Genomic DNA, 22,177 nt, shown 5'->3' with positions numbered 1-22,177 from the left:
AATATCTTTTCTTATTTAGTATACTTCCCTTAATGTTAGAAACTAATTTTAATATTAAAGAAATGAGGAGTCATTATGAATCAAGTGAAAATGTCAATCTTTCTTCCCTACTTATTAGTTTTCATGCTTTTCATAGATAATCTGCATGCTGTTCCTGGTTTTTCCAGACAAACGGGGCTTGAATGTATGGCATGTCATGCAAATAGCCAGCCTTATCTAAATAGTTTTGGTCGTGGATTTGCTCGTTCAGCATACACGATGAGTACAAAAAGCGGTTCTCAGTCTTTAATTGTAGGTGAAGATATTGGACTTTCTCTTCCTGCAGTGCTTAATATATCTTTGATCTTAAAAGCTAGATACGACAAAGGTTATGATGTAATAAACGGAAAAGGAAAAGTCCTGGAAAATTCAAATGGCGATGACTTAGGCGCTAATAGAGGGATGTATGATATATTTAAAACTTCTACTATTAATATTACCGGAAAAGTCTCAGATAATGTCGGATCTCTTTTAGAGTTACGTCAAAAAATAGGAAAAACAGTTTTCGGTGGTAAAGTTGTTGCCTCATTTGAGATGGGAGATGCTTACTCTGGTTTTGTAGTTTATTCTACTAATAACTATGGTCCATTTGCAGGAATGGAGACTTATAGTACCGGATTATACAAACCAATACGTCAATTTGAAAATCATAAACTTACTAATGCAGCCCAAGCCGCAGATTTAGCAAGCGGAGAAGCAACAGGTATTCAAGTGTTTTATGCAGGTGAAAAGTTATTTTTGACAGTTGGGGCATATGTTCCAATCCATAACACTGATGGAATCGATATGGGCGGATCTATGATTTCTTATGGCAGAATTGCCTACGAACAGCCAATCGGTAACATTAATATCATAATAGGTGCATACGGTATTTATGGTAAATCAAAAGCTAGTAATACACTGTTGGATGTTTCACTAGAAGGTAAAGTAACACAAGCACTGGTTGAGCTAGAAAAAGAAGCATACGGTGTTGACTTGCAGATAGATGGTGAACTTCTTTCAAAAAATATAATCATTACAATGAACGCTGTTTTAAAAAACAAGACTACTTTGGATGATCCAAATTTAATGAATTATATTACCGGAAAAAATTCCACAAACATATACGGAGAGCCTGCGGATGCAGATATGGAAGCCTTCTCTGTTTCCTTAGAGTACTACCCGTGGACTCCACTTGGATTAAAATTCGCATATTTGACACTGGACGACAAGGGACCACATACATTTGAACTGGATAAAGTTGATGCAAAAGACAAAGATGCTTATACAGTAGGTTTTGATTATTCATTTAGACAAAATGTTAAGTTTGCTATGGAATATTCCATGGTTAAACCGACAAGACAAGATATTGAAGATTACACTGACTTACTTTCAGTGTTAACAATCTCATTTTAGAATTACAGGAGTATCCTATGAAACACTTAACGAAAAAAATACTTTTACCTCTAAGTATATTATTTTTAATGCTTCCGGAGTCGGCAAGTGCCATACCGAGTTTTACTCGTCAAACTGGAGAAAACTGTATGGTTTGTCATGTACAAAACACACCAAAGCTTAACAGTCACGGACGTGATTTTGCTTTGTCCGGATTCACAAAGTACAATTCAAAAAGCGAGACACAAGCACTAATAGAAGGTTCAGATATCGCACTTGGATTACCGTCAGTTATGAACGTCTCTGCCATTATAAAAGCACGCTATGTTAAAACTTCTGATGACCTTGATACTAACAGCTCTGCTGATATTGTAGGAAAAGAACGTGGAGAACTGCAGGTTTTAGAAAGCTCTGGACTTTACTTTGCAGGACGTATAGCAGATAATGTAGGTGGTGTAGTCTCGATAACAGGAGACCCATCAGCAACAAATGATGTTGTATTCGGAGGGAAAGCTATTTTATCATATAAAGCTTTAAATGGTTTTGCGGGGGCTTCTCTATATTCAACACAAATAAATGGTACATTTTATGGAATGGAAAATTTTAATACTGGTCTAAATACACCACTTAGACAGTTTGAGAATGCGTATGTTACAAATGCAGCTCAAGCGACTGGTATTGCTAATGGACCAGCAACGGGTTTTCAACTCTACTATGGAGACAATAATTTCTTTGTTACAGTTGGACTTACAATTCCATCTCAAAACAATGAAGGCTTAGATGCGGGTGGTAGTTTAATTCCATTTGGACGTTTAGCATATAACCGGACTGTCGATAAATGGAACTTTATGATTGGTACTTATGGATTATCAGGTGAATTAAAAGCGACTGATGAGAGTTTAAACGGTGGAATTATCACTACTCAAGGAAAACTTGTCAACATAAAAAAAGAAGGATATGGTTTTGACTTTGAAATGACTGGCTTCATCAGGAATATGATGACAATGACAACTGCCAATATAGTTATGAAAAATATTATTGAAACTACACCAAATAATTTACTTATAAGTCCTAACTTGCAAAAAACGGACAATAGTGCTGCTTCTATCGAGTTTCAAATAAATCCTATAGAAAAACTTGGTGTAAAAGTAGCTTATTTAAACTATGATAACAAAGATGCGACAGCCGTAAGTAGAGAATTTGTAAAAGCCTATGATTTCGAAGCTTACTCTTTTGGTTTAAATTATCTTATACGACAAAACATTACACTGGATGCTGAGTACAGTTATAACGATCCTGCAGAAAGTACAAGAGATAACTATCATGATATTTATATAGTAGCAAGCCTCGCTTTTTAGGCTTGCATCTGCATTATATGCTAACACTATGCTTACATAGTTAAGTTAGAATAGTGTTATATCAAATAAAGGATTACAAATGAAGAATAAATTTTTACTAAGTATTTTAACTCTATTAATCTTAGGTGTCTCTGCGATGGCTGATGAGAATAAGCAGTTGTATAACCAACTGAATAAACAGGTTCCAAATACTCAGGCTCAGATGAGAACCGGTGGCGATCAAGGAAAGCAGATCAAGCATCAGTATAGACACCAATATAAGTATCAAAAGAGTGGGAGTGATTCTCAGCAGGGAAGCGCTCAAGGCGCTGGATATGGTTCAGGTCAGGGTTCGTCAAAATATGGTAGTGGTTATGGCTCTAGTCAAAGTTTTTCAAAATCCTCCAGAGCAAATGGAAGCGGTGGAAGTCGCAGTGGCGGAAACCGTGGCGGTGGCGGCGGACGTCGCTAAGCATAAATCTTAAGAGTTGGATTGCAGTCTGACAAAAATATTCATAGTGTTGTTTGCATGTCACCCAGTGGGGTGATGTGTTACTTATAATTTTTTTATATAATTAATAATTAATAAACGTTTATTAACCAATGGTTAATTGCTGTTCATTTATAAAAATTATTATATGGGGGATTTCATTATGAAAACTAAACTTACATATTCTATAGCTGCGGCTATAGCGGTAATAGGCATGAGTATCTTTGTTAGTTGCAGTGGTGGTAGCAGTGATGGTTCGACTGATACTACAGCAGCTACGGTTCTTGAAGGTACTTTTGTGGATTCGGCAGTTGAAGGAATAGACTTCAAAGGCAAGTTTTCAGGCAAAACAGATAAAGATGGTCACTACTCATTTGTAGCTGGTGAGAGAGTAGAGTTCACACTGGGTACAGACATCAAACTTGGTAGTTTGCTTGCAAAGACAAGCCCGGTCTCTCCTTTAGATTTTTTTGATGGAACCAAAACAGCCAGTGATCAGGAAGTAATAAATCTTATAGTCTTATTCCAGTCTCTAGATACTGATGGTGATCCTACAAACGGTATTGAAATTCTTCCTCAAACTATTGAAATTTTAGAAGCTGCCATATTAGCCAGTGGTGGTGATCCTGCAACGTTTGACCCTACAACTGAGAGTAGCGCCGATCTTAAAACACTTCTGGATGCTGTAATAGCCACAACACCTTCTACAGATGATATGGTGCCTAGCGAAGAAGATGCAGTAGAACACTTTACTGAATCACTATATGGTCCTCAGCCTCCTGTTGCAGATATAAACGGTACGGCATTGGCATGTACTCCTGATCTCGGAATAACTTATATTAACGATGCAGCAGATTTTAATGCAAGCCAAACAGAAAAAAGAAATATCTCATCATCAGGTTTAGATGATGATAACAGAGAAAGAGGCAACTCACACAATGCTATTGCTCGTCTAAGTACGGTTGTAGACGGTAAACATGCTGATGGGAATGCAACAGGTGAAAAAGTTCACCCTATTGCTATAAGCTATCTTCAAGAAGTTGTAGGTACAGCTTATGAAATGGGTGACGGCAGTGCAGACATCGGTGATCCAAATCAAAGAGATGCTCTTTTCTTTGCACTCTCTTTAGATAATGGTGACTCTTGGAAAAATCAAGTTGTTTCAGACTCTACAACAAAAACATCGACCAAGGTGACTTGGGATGGTACACAAATAGATTACTACGGACATGCACAAAAACCGAAAATGGCTATGCAGGGAAACAGAATCTTAATGGCTTGGCACGACAAATATTGCCCGAGCGGAAATCCTTTTGATTTAGTTCAGGGAGAAGACGGCAATTATTCTGATGACTTTTTCTTTGTAAACGGAGTGCAAGGTTCTATTGACTACACAGAGGATGACGGTACGGTAATGATTGCACCAAACGGCAAAGAAGTCTTTGAAGTTCCATTCTCATGTATATGGACGGCAAGGGGTATTTTTGATCCGGCCGATGGAAACATAATGTGGCATGCACCTGTACAGCTCACAACCGGAAGAAGAGACTCAAATCACATCTGGTTAGAGGCTTCAGATGCAGGATTTGCAATGGCGTGGCAAGAAGACACAACAGGTCTTCGTTCAGGTAAAGGTGCTGGTCCTGGAGACGGATGGAGCGGTGCGACTACAAACCACGGTACGGATATCTGGTATACATCTCTTAAAATAAGTGATTTTGATGATGTAAACGGTACTGATGATGAGACAGCAAAACCTAAGTCTTTACATAACTTTCACTATCCAATGCGTATTACGGACAATGAACAGTGTTCGGTTAATGACACAAAAAGTTACTGTAAAAGCTTATGCGATACTTATGGTTCCCAATCGTCAACAACAAACAACAGTGCGGGAACAGCTATTGAAAGATGTAAAACGTATGATATAGATATGCTTACAAATACACAAGTTGTACTTGACGGAGATACCGGAGCTTCGAGATCAGCAATTAAAATACTGAAAACAGATCAGGGTGAATCCGTAGTAATTCTAAGCTATGAGGAGACAAAAGGTCTCTCAGAAAACACAACAGGCACCGGCGATCAAGACCAAGGAGATGCTGATACTATCATCGAGTTTGAGGGTAAATCTATTTACTTTGAAAGCTTCAACTTTAATGCTATTGATGATTTCAATGCAAGCGACCCTGATATTATACAAAAAATGGCTATGCCGCTTGTAAGTGCCGGTAATATTGTAAATATGAAAGTGCCCGCTCAAGATGATCCAAGCAACATGATTTATGAAAATTCACGTCGTGTTGTGATCGGTACGCAGGTAGATTCCTGTGATGCAAGTAACTTTACATTTGCTCTATTATATAAACAATCGTTTGAAACTCAAGGAGCATCTTCTGATATGTTCGTTCGTGTAAACAATGGCTTTACTTATGATTCATTTGTAGCTCTCAATGATGCAACTGCTGGAGATTTAGATACGACAAATATTAGTTCTTCTGAACCTTTAACTGATATTAATGCATCTGACTATGATATGGATTGGAGTGCTGCTAATCTTGATGACAATACGTATTACCACATGAATGACAACACATTCTCTCCGCGTATTTTCCTTCGTGGAAACAATATATATACCGGATATGTTTACACTCCGGATGCTAATAAAACAGCTTCAGAGAATGGCAGTATGCCTAGTAACTTCTTCGTGCATACATATACAAACGGTGCATGGCAAGGACCCGTGAATGTCACTCGTATAAGTAAAGCTTCAGCTACATCTGTGGATCCAAGACTCTTTACTACACCTAAGGGAAATAGTACAAGTCTTGTAGTTTCAGATCAAAACAGTGATAGAAATGTACTTTTTCTAACTTGGGGTGAGATTGATTTCATTGATTATCAAAACAAAAGCCTAGGTAAATCAGAAACAGATCTCTTCTATAAACGTTCTATTGACGGTGGTCTGACTTGGGATGCAGAACCTAATGTTATAGCTAACAGAGAAGGTGGAATCATTGAGGAAAAAGAAGTAAATAGTTTTGCAAGTCCTGATGGCAAAATGATTTATAACGTATGGTTACAAGAGGAAGAACATTATGACAATACCGATCCATTCTCCGGATTGGACACTTGGTTTGGACGAGTTGATTATAATATCTCGATCCCTTAGTATACCTTCAAATTAGTCTCTACCATACTTGGTAGAGACTAAGCTTTAATTAACATGATCTGTAACCTCTATATTAAAAAAGAAGAAGAGAGAAAGAGGGCTAAAAAAGATAATGATAGTTCAAGAGCCTTAAATATAAAGACACTTAAGGTTCTAATCAATCTGCTATTCTTGCATTTTTGACAAACAAATAAAAAAATATGAGGGTCAATCCCACAACCACATATCGTGCTACAAAATCATGTAAATAGTGAAAACTGTCAGGATGATCTGCCACCCAAACTGTTATGAAGTATATTCTCAAGATATTTACTACTGTCAATACAAAATATCCACCAATTGACCAATCTATCTTATCCAACTTTCTTGCAGGGTATGACAAGACGGCTGCGACGTATAGAAGTATTGGAATCATACCGTTACAGACATTTAAAATCAATAACTCCACCCCATGTTCAAAAAGCATCTTATTACCGTTCATATATACTGGAATGTCAGAATAAGATAACCATAGGTTAGTAAAATATATGGTTAATGACGTTTGAAGTTCATTTAAAGAGTAGAGTGGAGATATGCCCTCAATAAAGATGAGGGCGAAGAGAACTGCGCTCCAGACAGAGTAGCATAGAGCATACTTGAGAACTTTGTCTTTTACACAGGAAACAGTCATATTAGTTTACCAGTTTTCTTCGAACTATCAATCCGCCAATTGTTAAGAATCCAAATATCATAGCTAACATACTTAGATTATCCACGGTTGAAAATATAGAACTAGAGTCACTGCTAGAGCTGTCCGTCACAACAACCGGTGCCATAGGTGTTATTGAGGCTGTAATTATTACAGTAACATTATCTGACACTACTATTTCCAAACTTGAACCTATAGTCAACTCAGGAGAAGCAGCAGGGAATATCGAAATATCTCCAATCTCAACTATATAATTCAAACCTAGGTTAAGGACATCTTCTATTTTATCTATGTTAAAAAGATGACTGCTTGTCCATGTTGCCAAATCCAGACTTGTTACAGTAGCAAAAGCGTCTTCATTGCCTTTCATCCAAGTATAGTTACCATCTCCGCAATCTCCACAAAATGCAATAATCTGTGCATCTGTTGTCGGATCATTATTATCATCCCCAGCTTCTACCATGGTCGGCAACATATTCAGTTTAAAACGCTTATGTGTTTGAAAATCACTGTTACAACGTGTCTCAGTAGGAGTAACAGCATCTAAATAGTCGCCCTTGTGATAAGATGCAGTCATAATACAGTTTGCTCGTTTACTGTTTGATATCGTCGCATCAAATGCCATTTCCATAACCTTGATACCGGCAGGCTCGTCAACAGGACAATTCTTACCGTTAAGATTTACCAATATCCGATCATCTGTAGCGTTAATATCACTCTCAAAAAAGTCTCCCAGTATCATCGCATCATAAAAACCAATAGAGGGAATAAAAGTTTTTCCAATAACATTAAAATCAAGATCCGTAATCTTTACATTCACATTCTCTAGATTCCATCCACTAGGATAACTCGTGGAACCAGCCTAATCTGTAAAAATGCCTATTTTTCCAGCTTCCAGTGAAGAAATTAGACCAACTCACGCAATAAGGATTAAGACTATGCCTCTGCTTCTATTTATTTATATTGTTAGACAGTATATTATATTATGCATACTCTTTCATCACTAAAAAGGGTGATACATATTAAATAATATTTTTATAATTACAAGTGGAATAGTAGTGTTAAGTATTTTCACCGCTTAATTTGTTGTTTAGCTCCATTTTAGATCTCACACCATACTTACTAAAGATGTTCTTCATATGTGTTTTTAGTGTGTTTACCGTGACTTTTAATTCTATGGCAATATCTTTGTAAGTTTTCCCTTGTAAAACACGATAGGCAATTTGTTTTTCTCTTTCAGTCAGAAGTCCCATATTGTTTCCTTTATGCACACACCTTGAATATATTGTTTTTAACTTACTGCTATAGAAGGGGCGAATCAAAGTTTCAAATACAGTTGTCAGCTCTGGTAAATTTTTTTCCAAGATGACTGAATCATTAGAAAAAAAGTATATTACAAATCCTATTTTTTTCTTTTCGTAGTTATACAATGTAAATACATGAGCTTCTTTAAAATTCATCTTTTGCTCAAAATAGAGTGAGTTTGCTTTTGATAGAGTTCCGTGAAACAACTCATAGAGAGAGTTGATTTTAAGATATTTTCTCGAACCGTTAAAACCTGAAATACATCTTTGTATAATCCTACCATCTATTACATCCTCGCTCATCATCTTGTACTCTCTTAACAATGAGAGAAGTATTTTGCTCTCTTCCAACACCAACTCTATCTTTAAATGTTCTCCATTTTCAAAACAAAGGGCTATGGCTTCGGCACCGCTTCTATTTTTAAATATAGCAGTATCTTTTCGCAAAACAGCCTTAATATCGTGTCCTTCGATTATACAAGATTGCATATGCACAATTTTTTCTAGTAATTCTATTTCTTGAACAGCCATAATGAACACACCTTATATAATTAACATTTACTAATACTAACTAAATTAAACTTAATTTATATCTGTTATGAACAATATTGAACTTAATAATGATATGTTATATAACGTTTTAACTGCTGCAAGATATTTTATAAGCAAAGCCTCACTTCTTTTAAGATATAATCGCGAAATTTTAAGCACTCTAAACAAGGCGATATATATGTCAAACGGCTATGAACCAAGCAAAATAGAAAACGAATTTTATAAAATATGTGAAGATAGAAAGTACTTCGAAGTAGATGGGAACAAAGCCATCCAAGAAAAGGGAAAAAACTTCTCAATCATGATGCCACCACCAAATGTTACAGGTCGTCTGCACATTGGTCACGCTCTTACATTTACACTTCAAGATATTATTACTAGATACAAAAGAATGGATGGTTACAAAACTCTTTGGCAACCAGGAACAGACCACGCGGGTATCGCTACTCAAAATGTTGTAGAGAAACAACTTTTAGCAGAGGGTACAACTAAAGAAGAGCTAGGTCGTGAAAAGTTTCTAGAGCGTGCATGGGCTTGGAAAGAAGAGTCTGCTGGGATTATGACAGACCAACTTCGTAAGATGGGTGTAACTCCGGCATGGGAGCGTGAGCGTTTTACTATGGATGAGGGACTTCAAAAATCTGTAAAAGAGGCATTTGTTCATCTTTATAACGAAGGTCTTATTATTCGCGGAAACTACATGGTTAACTGGTGTACACATGACGGTGCACTTAGCGACATTGAAGTAGAACACGAAGACCATGATGGTAAGTTTTACCACATAAAGTATCCTTTTGCAGATGGAAGCGGACATGTAGAAGTTGCAACGACTAGACCTGAGACATACTTCGGGGATACCGCAGTTATGGTTCACCCTGATGATGATCGTTACAAAGACCTAATAGGTAAAAAAATTCGTCTTCCTCTACTTCAAAGAGAAGTAGCTATCATCGCTGATGAGCATGTTGATATGGACTTTGGAACAGGTGTTGTTAAGGTTACTCCTGCACATGACCAGAATGACTACGAAGTTGGAAAGAGACATGACTTGGAGTTCATCACTGTTTTTGATGAAAAAGGTATTTTAAACGATTACGCTGAAGAGTTTAAAGGTCTTGAAAGATTAGAGTCTCGTGACATTATCGTTAAAAGACTTGATGAAGAAGGCTTTATGGTTAAGATTGAAGACCACAAGCACCAGGTTGGTCACTGTTACAGATGTAAAAACATTGTTGAGCCATACATCTCAAAACAATGGTTTGTTCGTAAAGAAGTAGCTGACAAATCTATCGAAAAAACAAATGCCGGTGAAGCTAAGTTCTTCCCTCCACACTGGATAAACTCATACAACTCTTGGATGGGTGATCTAAGAGACTGGTGTATCTCACGTCAACTTTGGTGGGGACACCAGATCCCTGTATTTTACTGTGATGATTGTGACCATGAATTTGCATCTCAGGATGAGAATCCGTCTTCTTGTCCTAAATGTGCTTCGAAAAACTTAACTCAAGACCCAGATGTTCTTGACACTTGGTTCTCTTCTGCTCTATGGCCTTTTTCAACTCTTGGTTGGGGAAATGGTGATGTTGAGATGGATAAACTTTTTCAAAGCGATGATATGAAAGATTTTTATCCAAATACACTACTGATTACAGGTTTTGATATCCTATTCTTCTGGGTAGCGAGAATGATGATGATGGGTGAAAACTTTAACGGTCAGCTACCATTTAACCACATATACCTTCACGCTCTGGTACGTGATGAAAAAGGTGAGAAGATGAGTAAATCTAAAGGAAATGTAATCGATCCTTTAGACATGGTAAACAAATACTCTGCTGATATCTTACGTTTTACTCTTGCTATCTCTGCTGCTCAAGGTCGTGATATCAGAATGAGCCAAGAGAAGTTAGAGCTAAACCGTAACTTTACAAACAAACTTTACAATGCGACTAAGTACCTTCAGATGAATGTCGACACTTTCCCTGACATAAAAGGTTTTTGTATAGAAACTACTTTAGGTCGTTATATGGTCTCTCGTCTAAACTTAGCTACAAAAGAAGTTCGTGCTGCTCTTGATGAATACAAGTTCAACGATGCAGCAACTGTAATGTACCGTTTCTTATGGAATGAATTTTGTGACTGGGGTATCGAGCTTTCTAAAGCTGACAAAGGTTCTATTGTAGAACTTGGCGCTATCTTTAAAGAGGCTATGAAACTTCTTCACCCATTTATGCCGTTTATCACGGAGTATCTTCACCATGAGCTTTCAGGAACTTCTCTAGAGACATCTGAGTCTATCATGATCTCTTCATACCCGAGTAAGACTAAACAGAGAAAAGAAGAGAAAAAGTTTGAGATTATCATGGATGCTATTGTATCTATCAGACGTGCAAAAGTTCTTGTTGATCTGGCTAACCAAAAAATTGACAAAGCATATGTTAAAGTAGATGGAATTTCTGATAAAGATAAAGAGATGATGGCTCCATTTATTATGAAACTTGCAAAAGTTGAAAAAGAGCTTATCTTTACAGATGCAAAAGTTGAAAATGCAGTAAGTGATATTGCTGATAAGTGTGAGACTTTTATCCCTACTGACTCTATAGATTTGACCCCTATTATAAACAAACTTACAAAACAAAATGAAAAGTTGGATAAAGAGGTTGGGAAACTAAGTGGAATGCTAAACAATGAAAAATTTGTTGCAAATGCTCCCCAAGACGTACTAGCTAAAAATCGTGAACTTTTAGCAGATTCGCAAGCAAAACAACTAAAAGTCCAAGAGCAGTTAAACTCTCTTAAATAATATCTTCAAATATTCTCAAGACTAATGCTTCGTTAGCCTTGAGACAACATCATTTATACTATCTGAAAACAGCTCATTTAAAAACGGTTCTAAATCTTTAGAGCTATATGATGGTGATATCCACTTTGAAGCTGAAGGTTTAAAGTTCTGAGTAATAGTCTCATTTCCTTTTTTAATAATAACTTCTAGCTCAATCTGACCTTTTAGATTTTTATCGAAACTCTTATCTTCATGAATAAGTTCTATCTTTTTTATATTGACACTCATAACTAAGTCCGAATTAGCATCTGAGCCAGCTTTAAATCCAGCCATATGAAGTGCGCTAGTTAAGCCATCTTTATATTTTTTTTCAAAATCTTCATTGCTAAAAAGCTTTGTAGTTTTTTCACCGTTTTTAAGTATATAACCTATACTTTTTTTATCGGCTCTAACATCTTTGACCGATTCTATAAAAACACTTTTTTTCTCTTTAGAAGTCTCACCTAAATATTGTGCATTATACGAAGAAAGATTTATCGCTTCATTTTTGTAAGAACATCCACCTAAGAACACTACAACTGCTATCATATAAAATATACTTTTCATACTTCTATATCTCCTTATATAAATTGATTTAGAGTATATCACAGAATGATTTCTAAACATAAAACTATCTAAAGTAATTCTCTTACATATTCATCTAAATCATCACGGATAACTTCTCTGACATCTCTTGGTTTTGAAGCTGCGTCAACAACTACAAACGTAAATATTGCTTTTGTTACACTATACTCTTCATGTGTCTCACGCGATTTTATTTGAACATCCACATCTACTTTTATAGAAGTTCTACCAATATGGACTATTTTTGTATATATAGTAAAGATGGCACCACAATGAATAGGCTTTATAAAGTTCATATCACTTACAGCGACAGTTACAGCAGGCGATATTATAATATTCTCTACAGCTATAGATGCAGCCTTATCCATCTTCCCCATTATCCATCCACCAAAAACAGTTCCTGCATGGTTTAAGTCAGTTGGAAAAACTCTTCCCCTTAGTGCTATCATTTTCATTAAAAATCCTCTTTTATACAATTTAAATTAGTACTACTTTTTTACTAGATGCTCAGGTTTACCCAAGTAAAATCCTTGAGAATAGTCTATTCCCATTTCTTTTACTATAGCATGTATCTCTTGGCTATAAACAAACTCAGCAATTGTTTCTATATTTAATCGTTTAGCAAAGTCTACAATCAGTTCTGTTACTATTTTTGCACCATTATCATGGTCTATATTTTTTATGATTGAACCATCTATTTTAATAAAATCAACATTTAACTTCATCAAATAATCAAAATTTGAATATCCTGTACCAAAGTCATCTATAGCTATTTTACAACCTAAACTTTTTACGCTATCTATAAAAGTACTGACCTCGTTATAGTTCTCGATACCTTCATCTTCAACTATTTCTATTATTAGTCTTTGTCCTAGACCAGTATGCTTCTCAATCTGATCTTTTAATAAGTCTACTATATCTTGATTTAAAATATCTTCTAATGTAAGGTTGATTGAAAAAAAATCTTCTTTATCTTTAAAATAATCAATTGATTTTTCAATTACTATTTTTGTCAGCTCAGGATAGAGTCTTGATTTTTTTGCTATTGTTAAGAATTTAAATGGAGATATAACTGTTCCATCTGTATCTATCATACGAATCAAACACTCATACTTTTTTGCGCACATAGATGTATTACATACTATTGGCTGAGCAAACATAACTATTCTGTCATCTTCTATCGCAGCTTTTAATTTTTTAGTCCAATTTACATTGTTCTCAAGTTGCTCTTTTATCTCTATATTTTCATCAAAAAATACAAATTCTTCATTATTTAACTTAGCATGATTAGTCGCCATTTCAGCATTTATATAGTAGTTTCTTTGCATTGAAGCACCTGACAATGCTCTTAAGTTAAAGCTGTATGATCCTATCTCAAACTCAAATGAATTTATAGTATCAAGTATAGATAACATCAGCCCTCTAAAGCTCTCTTTATCTATACTATCATCTGTTAAAACTGCAAATTCATCAGCTGGAAGTTTATATAGTTTTGTTGTATAATTAACTAGCATTTTTGAAAGCATTGTCGAGAGTTCTACTAGAAGTCTATCCCCTGTATCAAAACCATAATAATCATTTATCTCTTTAAACTTTTCTATATTTATAATGGCAAGTTTTAGCTCTTTATTCTCTTGTAAATCTTCAATAAGCTTTTGTCTATTTGGCAATTGTGTCATATCATCTGTAGTTTGGAACTTGATTTTTTTCTCTTGAAGAATCAGATCAGTAACATCATGTCTAATGGCAAAAAACTCTTTTATCTCACCGTCATAATCAAGAATAGGAACAATAGTAGATTTGACATAATATGTTTTTTTATCTTTAGTCCTATTTTTTATAACACCCTTCCAGATTTTTTTATCCAGTATAGTCTTCCATAAATTACTAAAAACTGAATTTGGATTTTGCGGATGCCTAACGACACTATGAGACTTACCAATAACATCTTCTCTTGCAAAACCAGACATTCTACAAAACTCATCATTTACATAAGTAATAATTCCGTTTATATCTGTCTTAGTTACAATAGCACCTTCATCAACTGCTTTTTTGTATTCATCAAGTAGTGTTGAATTGACAAGAAGCTCTTTATCTTTTTTAGTTAACTCTGTTTGAAGTTCATCACTCTGTTTTTTTTGGTAAGTTATATCTGTGATGTAGCCCTCTATATCTACGACTTCACCGCTATCATCATATAGCCCTATTCCTTGTTCCCAAACCCACTTCAAATTGCCATCTTTGGTATATATTCTATATTCATAACTAAATGGTGTATTTGATTCTAAAGCTTTAGTTACTTCTATATATGTTAGGTTCAGATCATCTTCATGAATTATAGAAGCATATGACATACTTCTATTATATAGTAGTTCCTCTGTTTCATAGCCAGTCAACTCTTTACAGCCTTCACTGACAAACTGCATTGTCCAGTCACTATCATACTTGCATCTATATAACATCCCAGGTAATCTATTTAATAATTCTTCAACATTAGAATTTTTTAAATCATCGCTCATTACCAGCCCTTTAATAACTTATACATTAATTGTATCTAAAAAGTCACAAAATATATGTTTATATATTATACATATATTTTACAAGCAAATCTTCATAACTCTTTAGATATAATCGCGAAATTTAATAATACCACGTTTAAGGCACCTCACAATTGTTTGATTTAAAAAAGTACACATCAGCCAATATCAAAAATGATATTCTATCTGGTCTAGTTGTCGCTGTCGCATTAGTTCCAGAAGCTATTGCATTTTCATTTATTGCAGGTGTAAGTCCGGTTGTTGGTCTTTATACTGCATTTATCTTAGGTCTTATCACTTCGCTTATCGGTGGTAAACCGGGGATGATTTCCGGAGCTACTGGAGCTGTCGCTATAGTTTTAGTTGGTCTGGGGATTGAAGCTACTGCTCTTTTAGAAGCGCAAGGTGCGAGCAGAGAAGCTATTGCCATGGGTGTACTTCACTACATACTTCTTGCAACTGTTGTTGCTGGTATTATTCAGATATCTATCGGTGCTTTAAAACTTGGTAAATTTATCCGCCTTGTTCCAACACCTGCTATCCATGGTTTTGTAAATGGTCTTGCTATCGTTATTGGAACCGCTCAGTTTAAGTTTTTTGAGGGTCAAGGTTACATGATGTATGTTTTAGTATTTGTTACTATGGCTATTATGTATCTGCTTCCTAAAGTTACAAAAGCTGTTCCTGCCGGACTTGTTGCTATAGTTGTTATAACACTGGGTGTATACTTTACAAAGGCTGAGACTCTACTCCTTAGCGGTCTTGATGACATGAGTAAGTATGCAGGTCAACTTCCAAGCTTTGGAATTCCAGAATATATATTTAGCCTAGATGCTATCATCATGGTTCTTCCATATGCAGTCATCGTTGCTCTTGTTGGTATCATCGAGTCACTTCTTACTCTTTCTGTTTTAGATGAGCTTAGCAACACTCGTGGTTCGGCAAATAAAGAGTGTATTGCTCAGGGAACTGGAAATATCACCTGTGGTTTCTTTGGTGGTATGGCTGGTTGTGCGATGATCGGTCAAAGTATCATCAACTACACATCAGGCGGTATTGGTAGACTTTCATCATTTGTTGCTGCTGTTGGACTTATTATATTAGTTGTATCAATGAGCGGAGTTTTAAATGCTATTCCAGTAGCTGTTTTAGTTGGAATCATGTTTATGGTTAGTATCGGTACTTTTGAGTGGTCTAGCTTCTCTCGTCTAACCCGTATGCCTCGTACAGATGCCTTTGTTATGGTTGCAGTGACAGTTATAACAGTTGTAGAAGACTTAGCAATCGCAGTAATCGCGGGTGTTATAATCTCTGCTCTTGCTTTTGCTTGGAAACATGCAAGAATCTTTGCAAGAGTCCATACTGAAGCAGATGGAACTAGAGTTTATGAACTAGACGGTCCACTTTTCTTTGGTTCTGCTACAACATTTGCAGACAACTTTGACATACCTAACGATCCTCCAAAAGTTGTGATTGACTTTAAAGATGCAAGAGTTATGGATAGTTCAGGTGTTGAAGCAATAGATGCTATAACAAAAAAATATGAAGATGCAGGTAAGAACCTTCTTCTTCGTCATCTCTCAGCCGACTGTAAAGCTATACTGAAAAAAGCAGGCCCACACTGTGCATATGAAGAAGATGATCCAACTTATAAAGTTGCTTACAACTACTAACATTATATAAATTTCACAAGAAAAGACAAATCATGTATTTGATTTGTCTTTAGTCAATAAATAGCTTTATCTTATATGATAGAATAAGCATATGAATTATAAATCTTTAAAATATAAAATCTTAATAATATTTTATATTCCGGCTATAGCCCTTATATATTTCTCCTATACATCACTCGCTCATGAGTACAAACAACTAAGCTATAGTTCTGCTTTTAAACTCTCTGCACGTATAACTGATGTCTTATCTACTTTAATTCATAATATTCAGATAGAGAGAGGTTTAAGTGCCGGCTATGTTGTTGTAGATGAAAAATCTTTATATATAGATAGATTAAAAGAACAACATGCAAATACAGATAAAGCATACACAGAACTTCTAAAAATAATTAAACTGAAATCTAAAGATAAAAGAAAACTAGAAATAATCATTGAGCGTAAAGCAAAGCCTATAGTTAGGCAAATAATGCAAGAGTTAGAAAGCTTAAAAGATATAAGAGAGAGAGTTTTAAACTCTAGCATAACTTTTGAAGACGAGATAAACTACTATACTGACATAAACAGAAAACTTATTCTCATAATTAAAATTTTTAATATTGCATTTAAAGATATACAAAAAGACACTCAATCAATAATTCAGTTTCAAAAATTAAAAGAGTATGCAGGTTTGGAGAGAGCCTATACATACAACCATTTGTTAAATGATTATACGAATGATAAAAATCTTCTACAAATAAAAAACTTTCAAGATAAACAAGATGAGCTGATAGAAGATTTCTTTGCCAGTGCATCACTTGAATTAAATACTATATATGACAATTCATACAGTATATCTGCACTAAATCGATTAAACTATTGTAGAAATAACATATCAAATCTATTACTGCATAATACAAAAGAAGCTGATAAATGTTTCAAAGCAAGCACACAATACATTGATATATTTGCAGAAATATCAACAAAAATATTAAACAGATACAAAAATAACGCTAATCTTATCTATGATGAATCACTGAAATCTCTATATATAACATTCATATTATGGTTTATATCAATATTGGCGCTAATATTTTTAACATATATGTTAAAAAAACTAATAGGCAAAGAAGAAAAACATATAAAAGAACTTAGAATAGCCGGATATGCATTTGACGCGCAAGAAGCTATGGTTATTACAGATATAAGTGGTAATATTATCAAAGTAAATAAAGCTTTTACGGATATAACAAAATACAGTGCTTCAGAGGTTATAGGACAAAATCCAAGAACATTAAGATCATTTAAGCAGGATAAAGATTTTTATGAAAATATGTGGAATGATATAATTAATTTTGGCAGTTGGAAAGGCGAAATTTACAACAAAAGGAAAAATGGGGATATCTATCCTGAGATACTATCTATTACCGCTATAAAAAATGAAGATAATGTTACAACTAATTATATAGGTCAGTTTACAGACATTACACAAATTAAACAAGCTCAAGAGGATGCCCACTACCAAGCTAGTCATGACTTTTTAACAGGTCTTTTAAATAGAAAATCACTTATTTCAAAACTTCATGAGGAGTTTATTCGTGCAAAGAGACATAACTTTTTACACGCTTTTTTATTCATTGATATAGATGATTTTAAAAAAATAAATGACTTATACGGACATAGTGTTGCAGATCAGGTTATTATTGAACTCTCCAAACGACTAAATAGTATTTTAAGAGAAGATGATGTATTTGCCAGAATAGGTGGAGATGAGTTTGGAATCATGCTCTTAAATTTTGACAAAAATAAATCAGACGTTGCAAAATGCATAAAAGAGATTTGTACAAAGATTATAAATACTTCATCTGAGACTTTTATAATAAATGAGCAAAAAATAGAGATTAGTCTTAGTATGGGCATTAAACTATTTCCTGATGGTGAAGAGAATAAAGATGATGTAATAGTTCATGCTGATACCGCTATGTATCAGGCAAAGTCTAAGGGCAAAAACCAGTTTGTCTTCTTTGATAGAAAGATTGAAAATGAACTAAAGCAATATATTATTTTAGAAAAAGAGATAAAAAATGCTCTTCAAAATAATGACTTTCAGTTCTACTTTCAACCCAAAGTTGATATAAAAACTGGGAATATAAATGGTGCAGAAATATTAATAAGATGGTTACATCCACAAAAAGGTCTACTCTATCCAGCTTCGTTTATTAAAGTAGCGCAAGAGATAGGTGTTATTCCGGAAATAACTACTCTTGCACTTCATAAAGGCTGTGAATTTATAAAAGATTCTTCAGATTTTTTTGACGGTTCATTAGCAATCAATATAAGCTCACAAGAACTGCTTCAACAAAACTTTGAAGATAAAATAATCTCAATAATAACAAAATATAAAATTGATCCATCTAAAATAGAATTGGAGATAACAGAAAACGATATTATAAAAGATTTTGATCTGGCTATTGTAAAGATTAATAGATTACAAGAATTTGGTGTTAAGTTTTCTATTGATGATTTTGGAACTGGGTATTCGTCTATAACTTATCTTCAAAAATTACCGGTAAATACTCTCAAAATAGACAGATGCTTCTTTGATGACCTATCTCTTGATTCAAATAGAGAACTGATAAAAATGGTGATAAACATGGCTAAAACATTCAATATGAACACCATATCAGAAGGAATAGAGAATGAGGATCAGCTTGAATTTATAAAAGAGTGTGGCTCAGATCAGTATCAGGGATATTATTTTAGTAAAGCGGTAGATAAAGATAGTTTTATAGATCTTCTAAAAGTAAAAGAAAACACTTAAGAGCCAGACAACTATCATAATCGCCTAAGGTATTGATTTAGTCTTTCTTTACAACTACAAAACTCTCTGGTGTTAAAGACTTGTATTTTGGCATACTTTGCCCAATGCTCGCATTAATATAAGTTGGATCAGCTACAACAAACTTTCTTTGTCCTGCTTTAACTATATCTCCTGACATTGGAACATAAAGAGCAGTAGCCATATGATCTTTATACTTAACACCGACTACACCTACACCAAATAGCTCTTTAACGAGATAAGAAAAAAGTACAGCTCTATCTTCACAATCCGATTTGTCAAAATAGAGTGTCTCATAGGCGAACATTACTTTTTCTCTTCCAAACTGCTGATTATCTCTCTCATACTTAAAAGACTTCTGAACAAAATGAAGAACAAAATTCATAGCATCTCCAGCTTTTTTTCCATCGACATATTTTTTTATATCACTTGCAATCGACTGATAAGTTCTACTATCTATTGGAGCATTAAAATAAGTTTCATAATCTGCCTGTGGGTATGTAGCCATAAAGTCTATTAGATTTTGATTATACTCAAATGAGACTTTGTATTTTTTTCCATAGTCCATAAAAGAAAGTGTTTTCTTATGCATTTTTGACATAAGATTAGGAAGTGTTTTCAAAGAAAGATCTAGTGGCTTGTTTGCACCAGGGTAGTTTTGTTTATAAGAGTATAATCTGCCGACACTTCCTTTAGAATAGTTAGAAACTACGTAAAACTTTTTATTTGAAAAGTTATAGTTTGGAGTTGCATATATAGTTTTTTTAGAATAGTGCATGAGTACAATATGTCTCTCAGCTAACCCTACTTTAACTGCATATCCAAGTTTATTAAAGATAAACCAACTTAGAAGATTTGAGTTGTCTTGATTTGAATGAATATGATTTGAAATATCTAAAACCAATAGATAAATACCCCAGTCGTTTAGGTTCATCTCCTCACTGACTCTTTTTATCTCACCTAAAAGATTTTCATAATCACTAGATGCTGCGCTGTCAAAAAAGTTAGTTATACCTTCTTGGTTTTGAGGATAGAACTTTGCACTTTTAATACCTGATGGCACATCAAAACCAAGTGTAGTTCCATAAAAATCAAAACTTATATCTTTGGACGCAACTTCAAGCTTTTTAGGTTCTACTTTAGCAATTTTTACTTCATCTTTTTTAGGAGTTACTACTTCTTTTTTCACTATCTCTTTTTTTGGCTCTATTTTCTCTTTTTTAACTTCAGGTTCTTTATAAATGACAAACTTTTGTGGTGGTTTTGGCTCAACATGTTCTATCTTTTTAACTTTTATACTGATTTTTGGACCGACACTTTTGATTTTTGCAGGTTTTGCAGGAGCTATCTCTCTAGGTTTAGGTTTTTCGTATAAAGGTGTGCCCTTATATACATTATATGCTTCCCATTGTTGCTTTAAGTATTTGTTAAAAGCATTATCCCGCTCATCTTTATACTTAGTAAATGATTCAGCTTGTGATCTTTTGAATTCTTCAAAACTTTGAGCACCTACTGCAGATGCACTAAGTAAAAGTACTATACTAAAATGGCCAAGCAGCCTGAATAATTTTGGTTCCCCATCCTTGTTTTGTAGCACGTTCAACATCCCCTTGAGTTTTATAAAGAATTTTAGCTTCACTCATCTGAGCAGAGTCTATCTTATTATATTGGTCAATATCGTATGGACGAATTACACCACTAATTTGAATAATCTGTTTTTGGTCATCAACTAAAATTTCTCTTTTACCTGAGATAAAATAGTTTCCATTCTGTAAAACTTTCACTATTCTAGCCGAAACAGTTGTAGTAAAAGATGCATCTTTTGTAGCACTACCCGCACCTTTATAAGTATTTGTAGAGTTACCAGTAAAACCTATATTTGCCAAGCCATTGAGCTTATTAGCATATGAGCTAATAGCAGGGTTTCCACCTGTTGCAGTAAAAGTTCCACCGCCTAAAGCACTGGTATCAGCTTCGCTAAGCTCTTTTGAGCCTGTATTTGAACTTTGTGTAGCCTCTGAAATAACTACTCTAACTATGTCATTAACATGCATAGCCTTATGATCGGAGAAAAGAGGATTATCTCCCTGACCAAAAATACTCCCGGTAGAGACATAATCTTTCTTATCTTCTTTGGCCGGCATCTGCTCTACATAAGCCGGTGGCTCAAAATCTATCTCTGGTTCTGTAAGATTTGCTGTACATCCAGTTAAAAAAAGTATAGCATAAAAAGGCATGATGAATATTAAAATTGGTTTTATCATTAGAGTCTCATTTATAGGGCATAGATTTAGCTATAATGCTAGCAAAAATAGTTCCAAAGGATATTTATGACTCTAAGAGAAACAATTAATCAAGATGTAAAAAATGCAATGAAAGCTAAAGATACAAAGACAAGAGATGCTCTTCGTCTTCTTACAAGTGCTTTTAAGCAGATTGAAGTTGATGAAAGAAAAGAGTTAAATGATGACGATGTTATAAAAATTATTCAAACACAGGTTAAAAGAAGAAATGACTCAGCGTCTCAGTACAAAGATGCAGGTCGTGATGATTTATTGCAAATTGAACTTGATGAGATTGCTATATATACTCCATATCTTCCTGCTCAACTGAGTGATGATGAATTAGAATCTGCACTAAAAGATATTATTTCTAAAGTTGGAGCTTCTACTATAAAAGACATTGGAAAAGTTATGGGAATGGCTTCAAAAGAGTTAGCCGGAAAAGCTGATGGAAAAAGAATTAATGAGTGTGTTAAAAGTCTATTAAATTAGTCCGCTAAAGCTTGAG

General features: G+C 34.6%; 16 protein-coding genes. 8 read left to right on the top strand and 8 right to left on the bottom strand.

The features are described from left to right. Window positions 1-75 precede the first annotated feature (75 nt). From ABZC13_RS02035 to ABZC13_RS02020, 4 genes are all read left to right on the top strand, one after another. Window positions 76-1,434 (top strand): hypothetical protein, encoded by a 1,359-nt coding sequence (locus ABZC13_RS02035; protein ID WP_372999266.1) that lies wholly within the window; start codon window positions 76-78, stop codon window positions 1,432-1,434. A 17-nt stretch (window positions 1,435-1,451) separates the two neighbouring features. Next, window positions 1,452-2,771: a hypothetical protein gene (locus ABZC13_RS02030; protein ID WP_372999263.1), complete on the top strand. Its 1,320-nt coding sequence runs from the start codon at window positions 1,452-1,454 to the stop codon at window positions 2,769-2,771. A 79-nt stretch (window positions 2,772-2,850) separates the two neighbouring features. Further along, a complete protein-coding gene (locus tag ABZC13_RS02025; RefSeq protein WP_372999260.1) occupies window positions 2,851-3,222 on the top strand; it encodes a hypothetical protein in 372 nt (123 codons plus the stop codon). A 181-nt stretch (window positions 3,223-3,403) separates the two neighbouring features. Beyond that, window positions 3,404-6,412: a choice-of-anchor O protein gene (locus tag ABZC13_RS02020; protein WP_372999257.1), complete on the top strand. Its 3,009-nt coding sequence runs from the start codon at window positions 3,404-3,406 to the stop codon at window positions 6,410-6,412. A 157-nt stretch (window positions 6,413-6,569) separates the two neighbouring features. Here ABZC13_RS02020 and ABZC13_RS02015 read toward each other — a convergent pair whose 3' ends face one another. The 3 genes from ABZC13_RS02015 to ABZC13_RS02005 all read right to left on the bottom strand — a co-directional run bounded on the left by ABZC13_RS02015 (window position 6,570) and on the right by ABZC13_RS02005 (window position 8,935). After that, window positions 6,570-7,082, bottom strand: a complete 513-nt coding sequence (locus tag ABZC13_RS02015) for an exosortase/archaeosortase family protein (protein WP_372999254.1) — start codon at window positions 7,080-7,082, stop codon at window positions 6,570-6,572. Window position 7,083: 1 nt separating this feature from the next. After that, a complete protein-coding gene (locus tag ABZC13_RS02010; RefSeq protein ID WP_372999251.1) occupies window positions 7,084-7,920 on the bottom strand; it encodes a hypothetical protein in 837 nt (278 codons plus the stop codon). Between the two features lie 241 nt (window positions 7,921-8,161). After that, window positions 8,162-8,935, bottom strand: a complete 774-nt coding sequence (locus ABZC13_RS02005) for a helix-turn-helix transcriptional regulator (RefSeq protein ID WP_372999248.1) — start codon at window positions 8,933-8,935, stop codon at window positions 8,162-8,164. 199 nt (window positions 8,936-9,134) lie between these two features. Between ABZC13_RS02005 and ABZC13_RS02000 the strand changes: the two genes are divergently transcribed. After that, a complete protein-coding gene (locus ABZC13_RS02000) occupies window positions 9,135-11,759 on the top strand; it encodes a valine--tRNA ligase (RefSeq protein ID WP_372999245.1) in 2,625 nt (874 codons plus the stop codon). Between the two features lie 21 nt (window positions 11,760-11,780). Here ABZC13_RS02000 and ABZC13_RS01995 read toward each other — a convergent pair whose 3' ends face one another. The 3 genes from ABZC13_RS01995 to ABZC13_RS01985 form a co-directional block, all read right to left on the bottom strand. Then, complete coding sequence (locus tag ABZC13_RS01995; RefSeq protein WP_372999242.1) at window positions 11,781-12,344, bottom strand: YajG family lipoprotein; 564 nt, start codon at window positions 12,342-12,344, stop codon at window positions 11,781-11,783. A gap of 68 nt (window positions 12,345-12,412) precedes the next feature. Further along, window positions 12,413-12,817 (bottom strand): acyl-CoA thioesterase, encoded by a 405-nt coding sequence (locus ABZC13_RS01990; protein ID WP_372999239.1) that lies wholly within the window; start codon window positions 12,815-12,817, stop codon window positions 12,413-12,415. A gap of 33 nt (window positions 12,818-12,850) precedes the next feature. Further along, a complete protein-coding gene (locus tag ABZC13_RS01985; RefSeq protein ID WP_372999236.1) occupies window positions 12,851-14,881 on the bottom strand; it encodes an EAL domain-containing protein in 2,031 nt (676 codons plus the stop codon). A 152-nt stretch (window positions 14,882-15,033) separates the two neighbouring features. On the opposite strand from ABZC13_RS01985, the gene ABZC13_RS01980 reads away from it, so the two are divergent. Together ABZC13_RS01980 and ABZC13_RS01975 are read left to right on the top strand one after the other, a co-directional pair. Continuing rightward, the gene (locus ABZC13_RS01980; protein ID WP_372999233.1) at window positions 15,034-16,572 is read left to right on the top strand and encodes a SulP family inorganic anion transporter; all 1,539 of its coding nucleotides are present in this window, start codon (window positions 15,034-15,036) and stop codon (window positions 16,570-16,572) included. Between the two features lie 91 nt (window positions 16,573-16,663). Continuing rightward, window positions 16,664-19,369 carry an EAL domain-containing protein gene (locus ABZC13_RS01975; protein WP_372999230.1) on the top strand — a complete coding sequence of 902 codons (2,706 nt, stop codon included), beginning with the start codon at window positions 16,664-16,666 and terminating at the stop codon, window positions 19,367-19,369. Window positions 19,370-19,406: 37 nt separating this feature from the next. Here ABZC13_RS01975 and ABZC13_RS01970 read toward each other — a convergent pair whose 3' ends face one another. Together ABZC13_RS01970 and flgH are read right to left on the bottom strand one after the other, a co-directional pair. Continuing rightward, window positions 19,407-20,984 (bottom strand): hypothetical protein, encoded by a 1,578-nt coding sequence (locus tag ABZC13_RS01970; protein ID WP_372999227.1) that lies wholly within the window; start codon window positions 20,982-20,984, stop codon window positions 19,407-19,409. Continuing rightward, entirely contained in the window at window positions 20,929-21,648 is a 720-nt protein-coding gene (gene flgH / locus ABZC13_RS01965) for a flagellar basal body L-ring protein FlgH (protein ID WP_372999442.1), read from the bottom strand. The genes ABZC13_RS01970 and flgH overlap by 56 nt, the downstream gene beginning before the upstream one ends. A gap of 69 nt (window positions 21,649-21,717) precedes the next feature. Here flgH and ABZC13_RS01960 point away from each other — a divergent pair, with 69 nt between their 5' ends. Then, window positions 21,718-22,161: a GatB/YqeY domain-containing protein gene (locus tag ABZC13_RS01960; protein ID WP_372999224.1), complete on the top strand. Its 444-nt coding sequence runs from the start codon at window positions 21,718-21,720 to the stop codon at window positions 22,159-22,161. Window positions 22,162-22,177: the final 16 nt, after the last annotated feature.

It is taken from the genome of Sulfurimonas sp. (assembly GCF_041563035.1).
Classification (GTDB): domain Bacteria; phylum Campylobacterota; class Campylobacteria; order Campylobacterales; family Sulfurimonadaceae; genus Sulfurimonas.
This window is presented reverse-complemented; position numbering and strand designations above follow the sequence as displayed.

Bases quoted from the DNA above. Each gene is read 5' to 3' on its own strand.
- ABZC13_RS02015 (WP_372999254.1), bottom strand. From the start codon at position 7,082: ATGACTGTTTCCTGTGTAAAAGACAAAGTTCTCAAGTATGCTCTATGC.
- ABZC13_RS02035 (WP_372999266.1), top strand. From the start codon at position 76: ATGAATCAAGTGAAAATGTCAATCTTTCTTCCCTACTTATTAGTTTTC.
- ABZC13_RS01960 (WP_372999224.1), top strand. From the start codon at position 21,718: ATGACTCTAAGAGAAACAATTAATCAAGATGTAAAAAATGCAATGAAA.
- ABZC13_RS02005 (WP_372999248.1), bottom strand. From the start codon at position 8,935: ATGGCTGTTCAAGAAATAGAATTACTAGAAAAAATTGTGCATATGCAA.
- ABZC13_RS02020 (WP_372999257.1), top strand. From the start codon at position 3,404: ATGAAAACTAAACTTACATATTCTATAGCTGCGGCTATAGCGGTAATA.
- ABZC13_RS01975 (WP_372999230.1), top strand. From the start codon at position 16,664: ATGAATTATAAATCTTTAAAATATAAAATCTTAATAATATTTTATATT.
- ABZC13_RS01990 (WP_372999239.1), bottom strand. From the start codon at position 12,817: ATGAAAATGATAGCACTAAGGGGAAGAGTTTTTCCAACTGACTTAAAC.
- ABZC13_RS02030 (WP_372999263.1), top strand. From the start codon at position 1,452: ATGAAACACTTAACGAAAAAAATACTTTTACCTCTAAGTATATTATTT.
- ABZC13_RS02025 (WP_372999260.1), top strand. From the start codon at position 2,851: ATGAAGAATAAATTTTTACTAAGTATTTTAACTCTATTAATCTTAGGT.
- ABZC13_RS01995 (WP_372999242.1), bottom strand. From the start codon at position 12,344: ATGAAAAGTATATTTTATATGATAGCAGTTGTAGTGTTCTTAGGTGGA.
- ABZC13_RS01985 (WP_372999236.1), bottom strand. From the start codon at position 14,881: ATGAGCGATGATTTAAAAAATTCTAATGTTGAAGAATTATTAAATAGA.
- ABZC13_RS02000 (WP_372999245.1), top strand. From the start codon at position 9,135: ATGTCAAACGGCTATGAACCAAGCAAAATAGAAAACGAATTTTATAAA.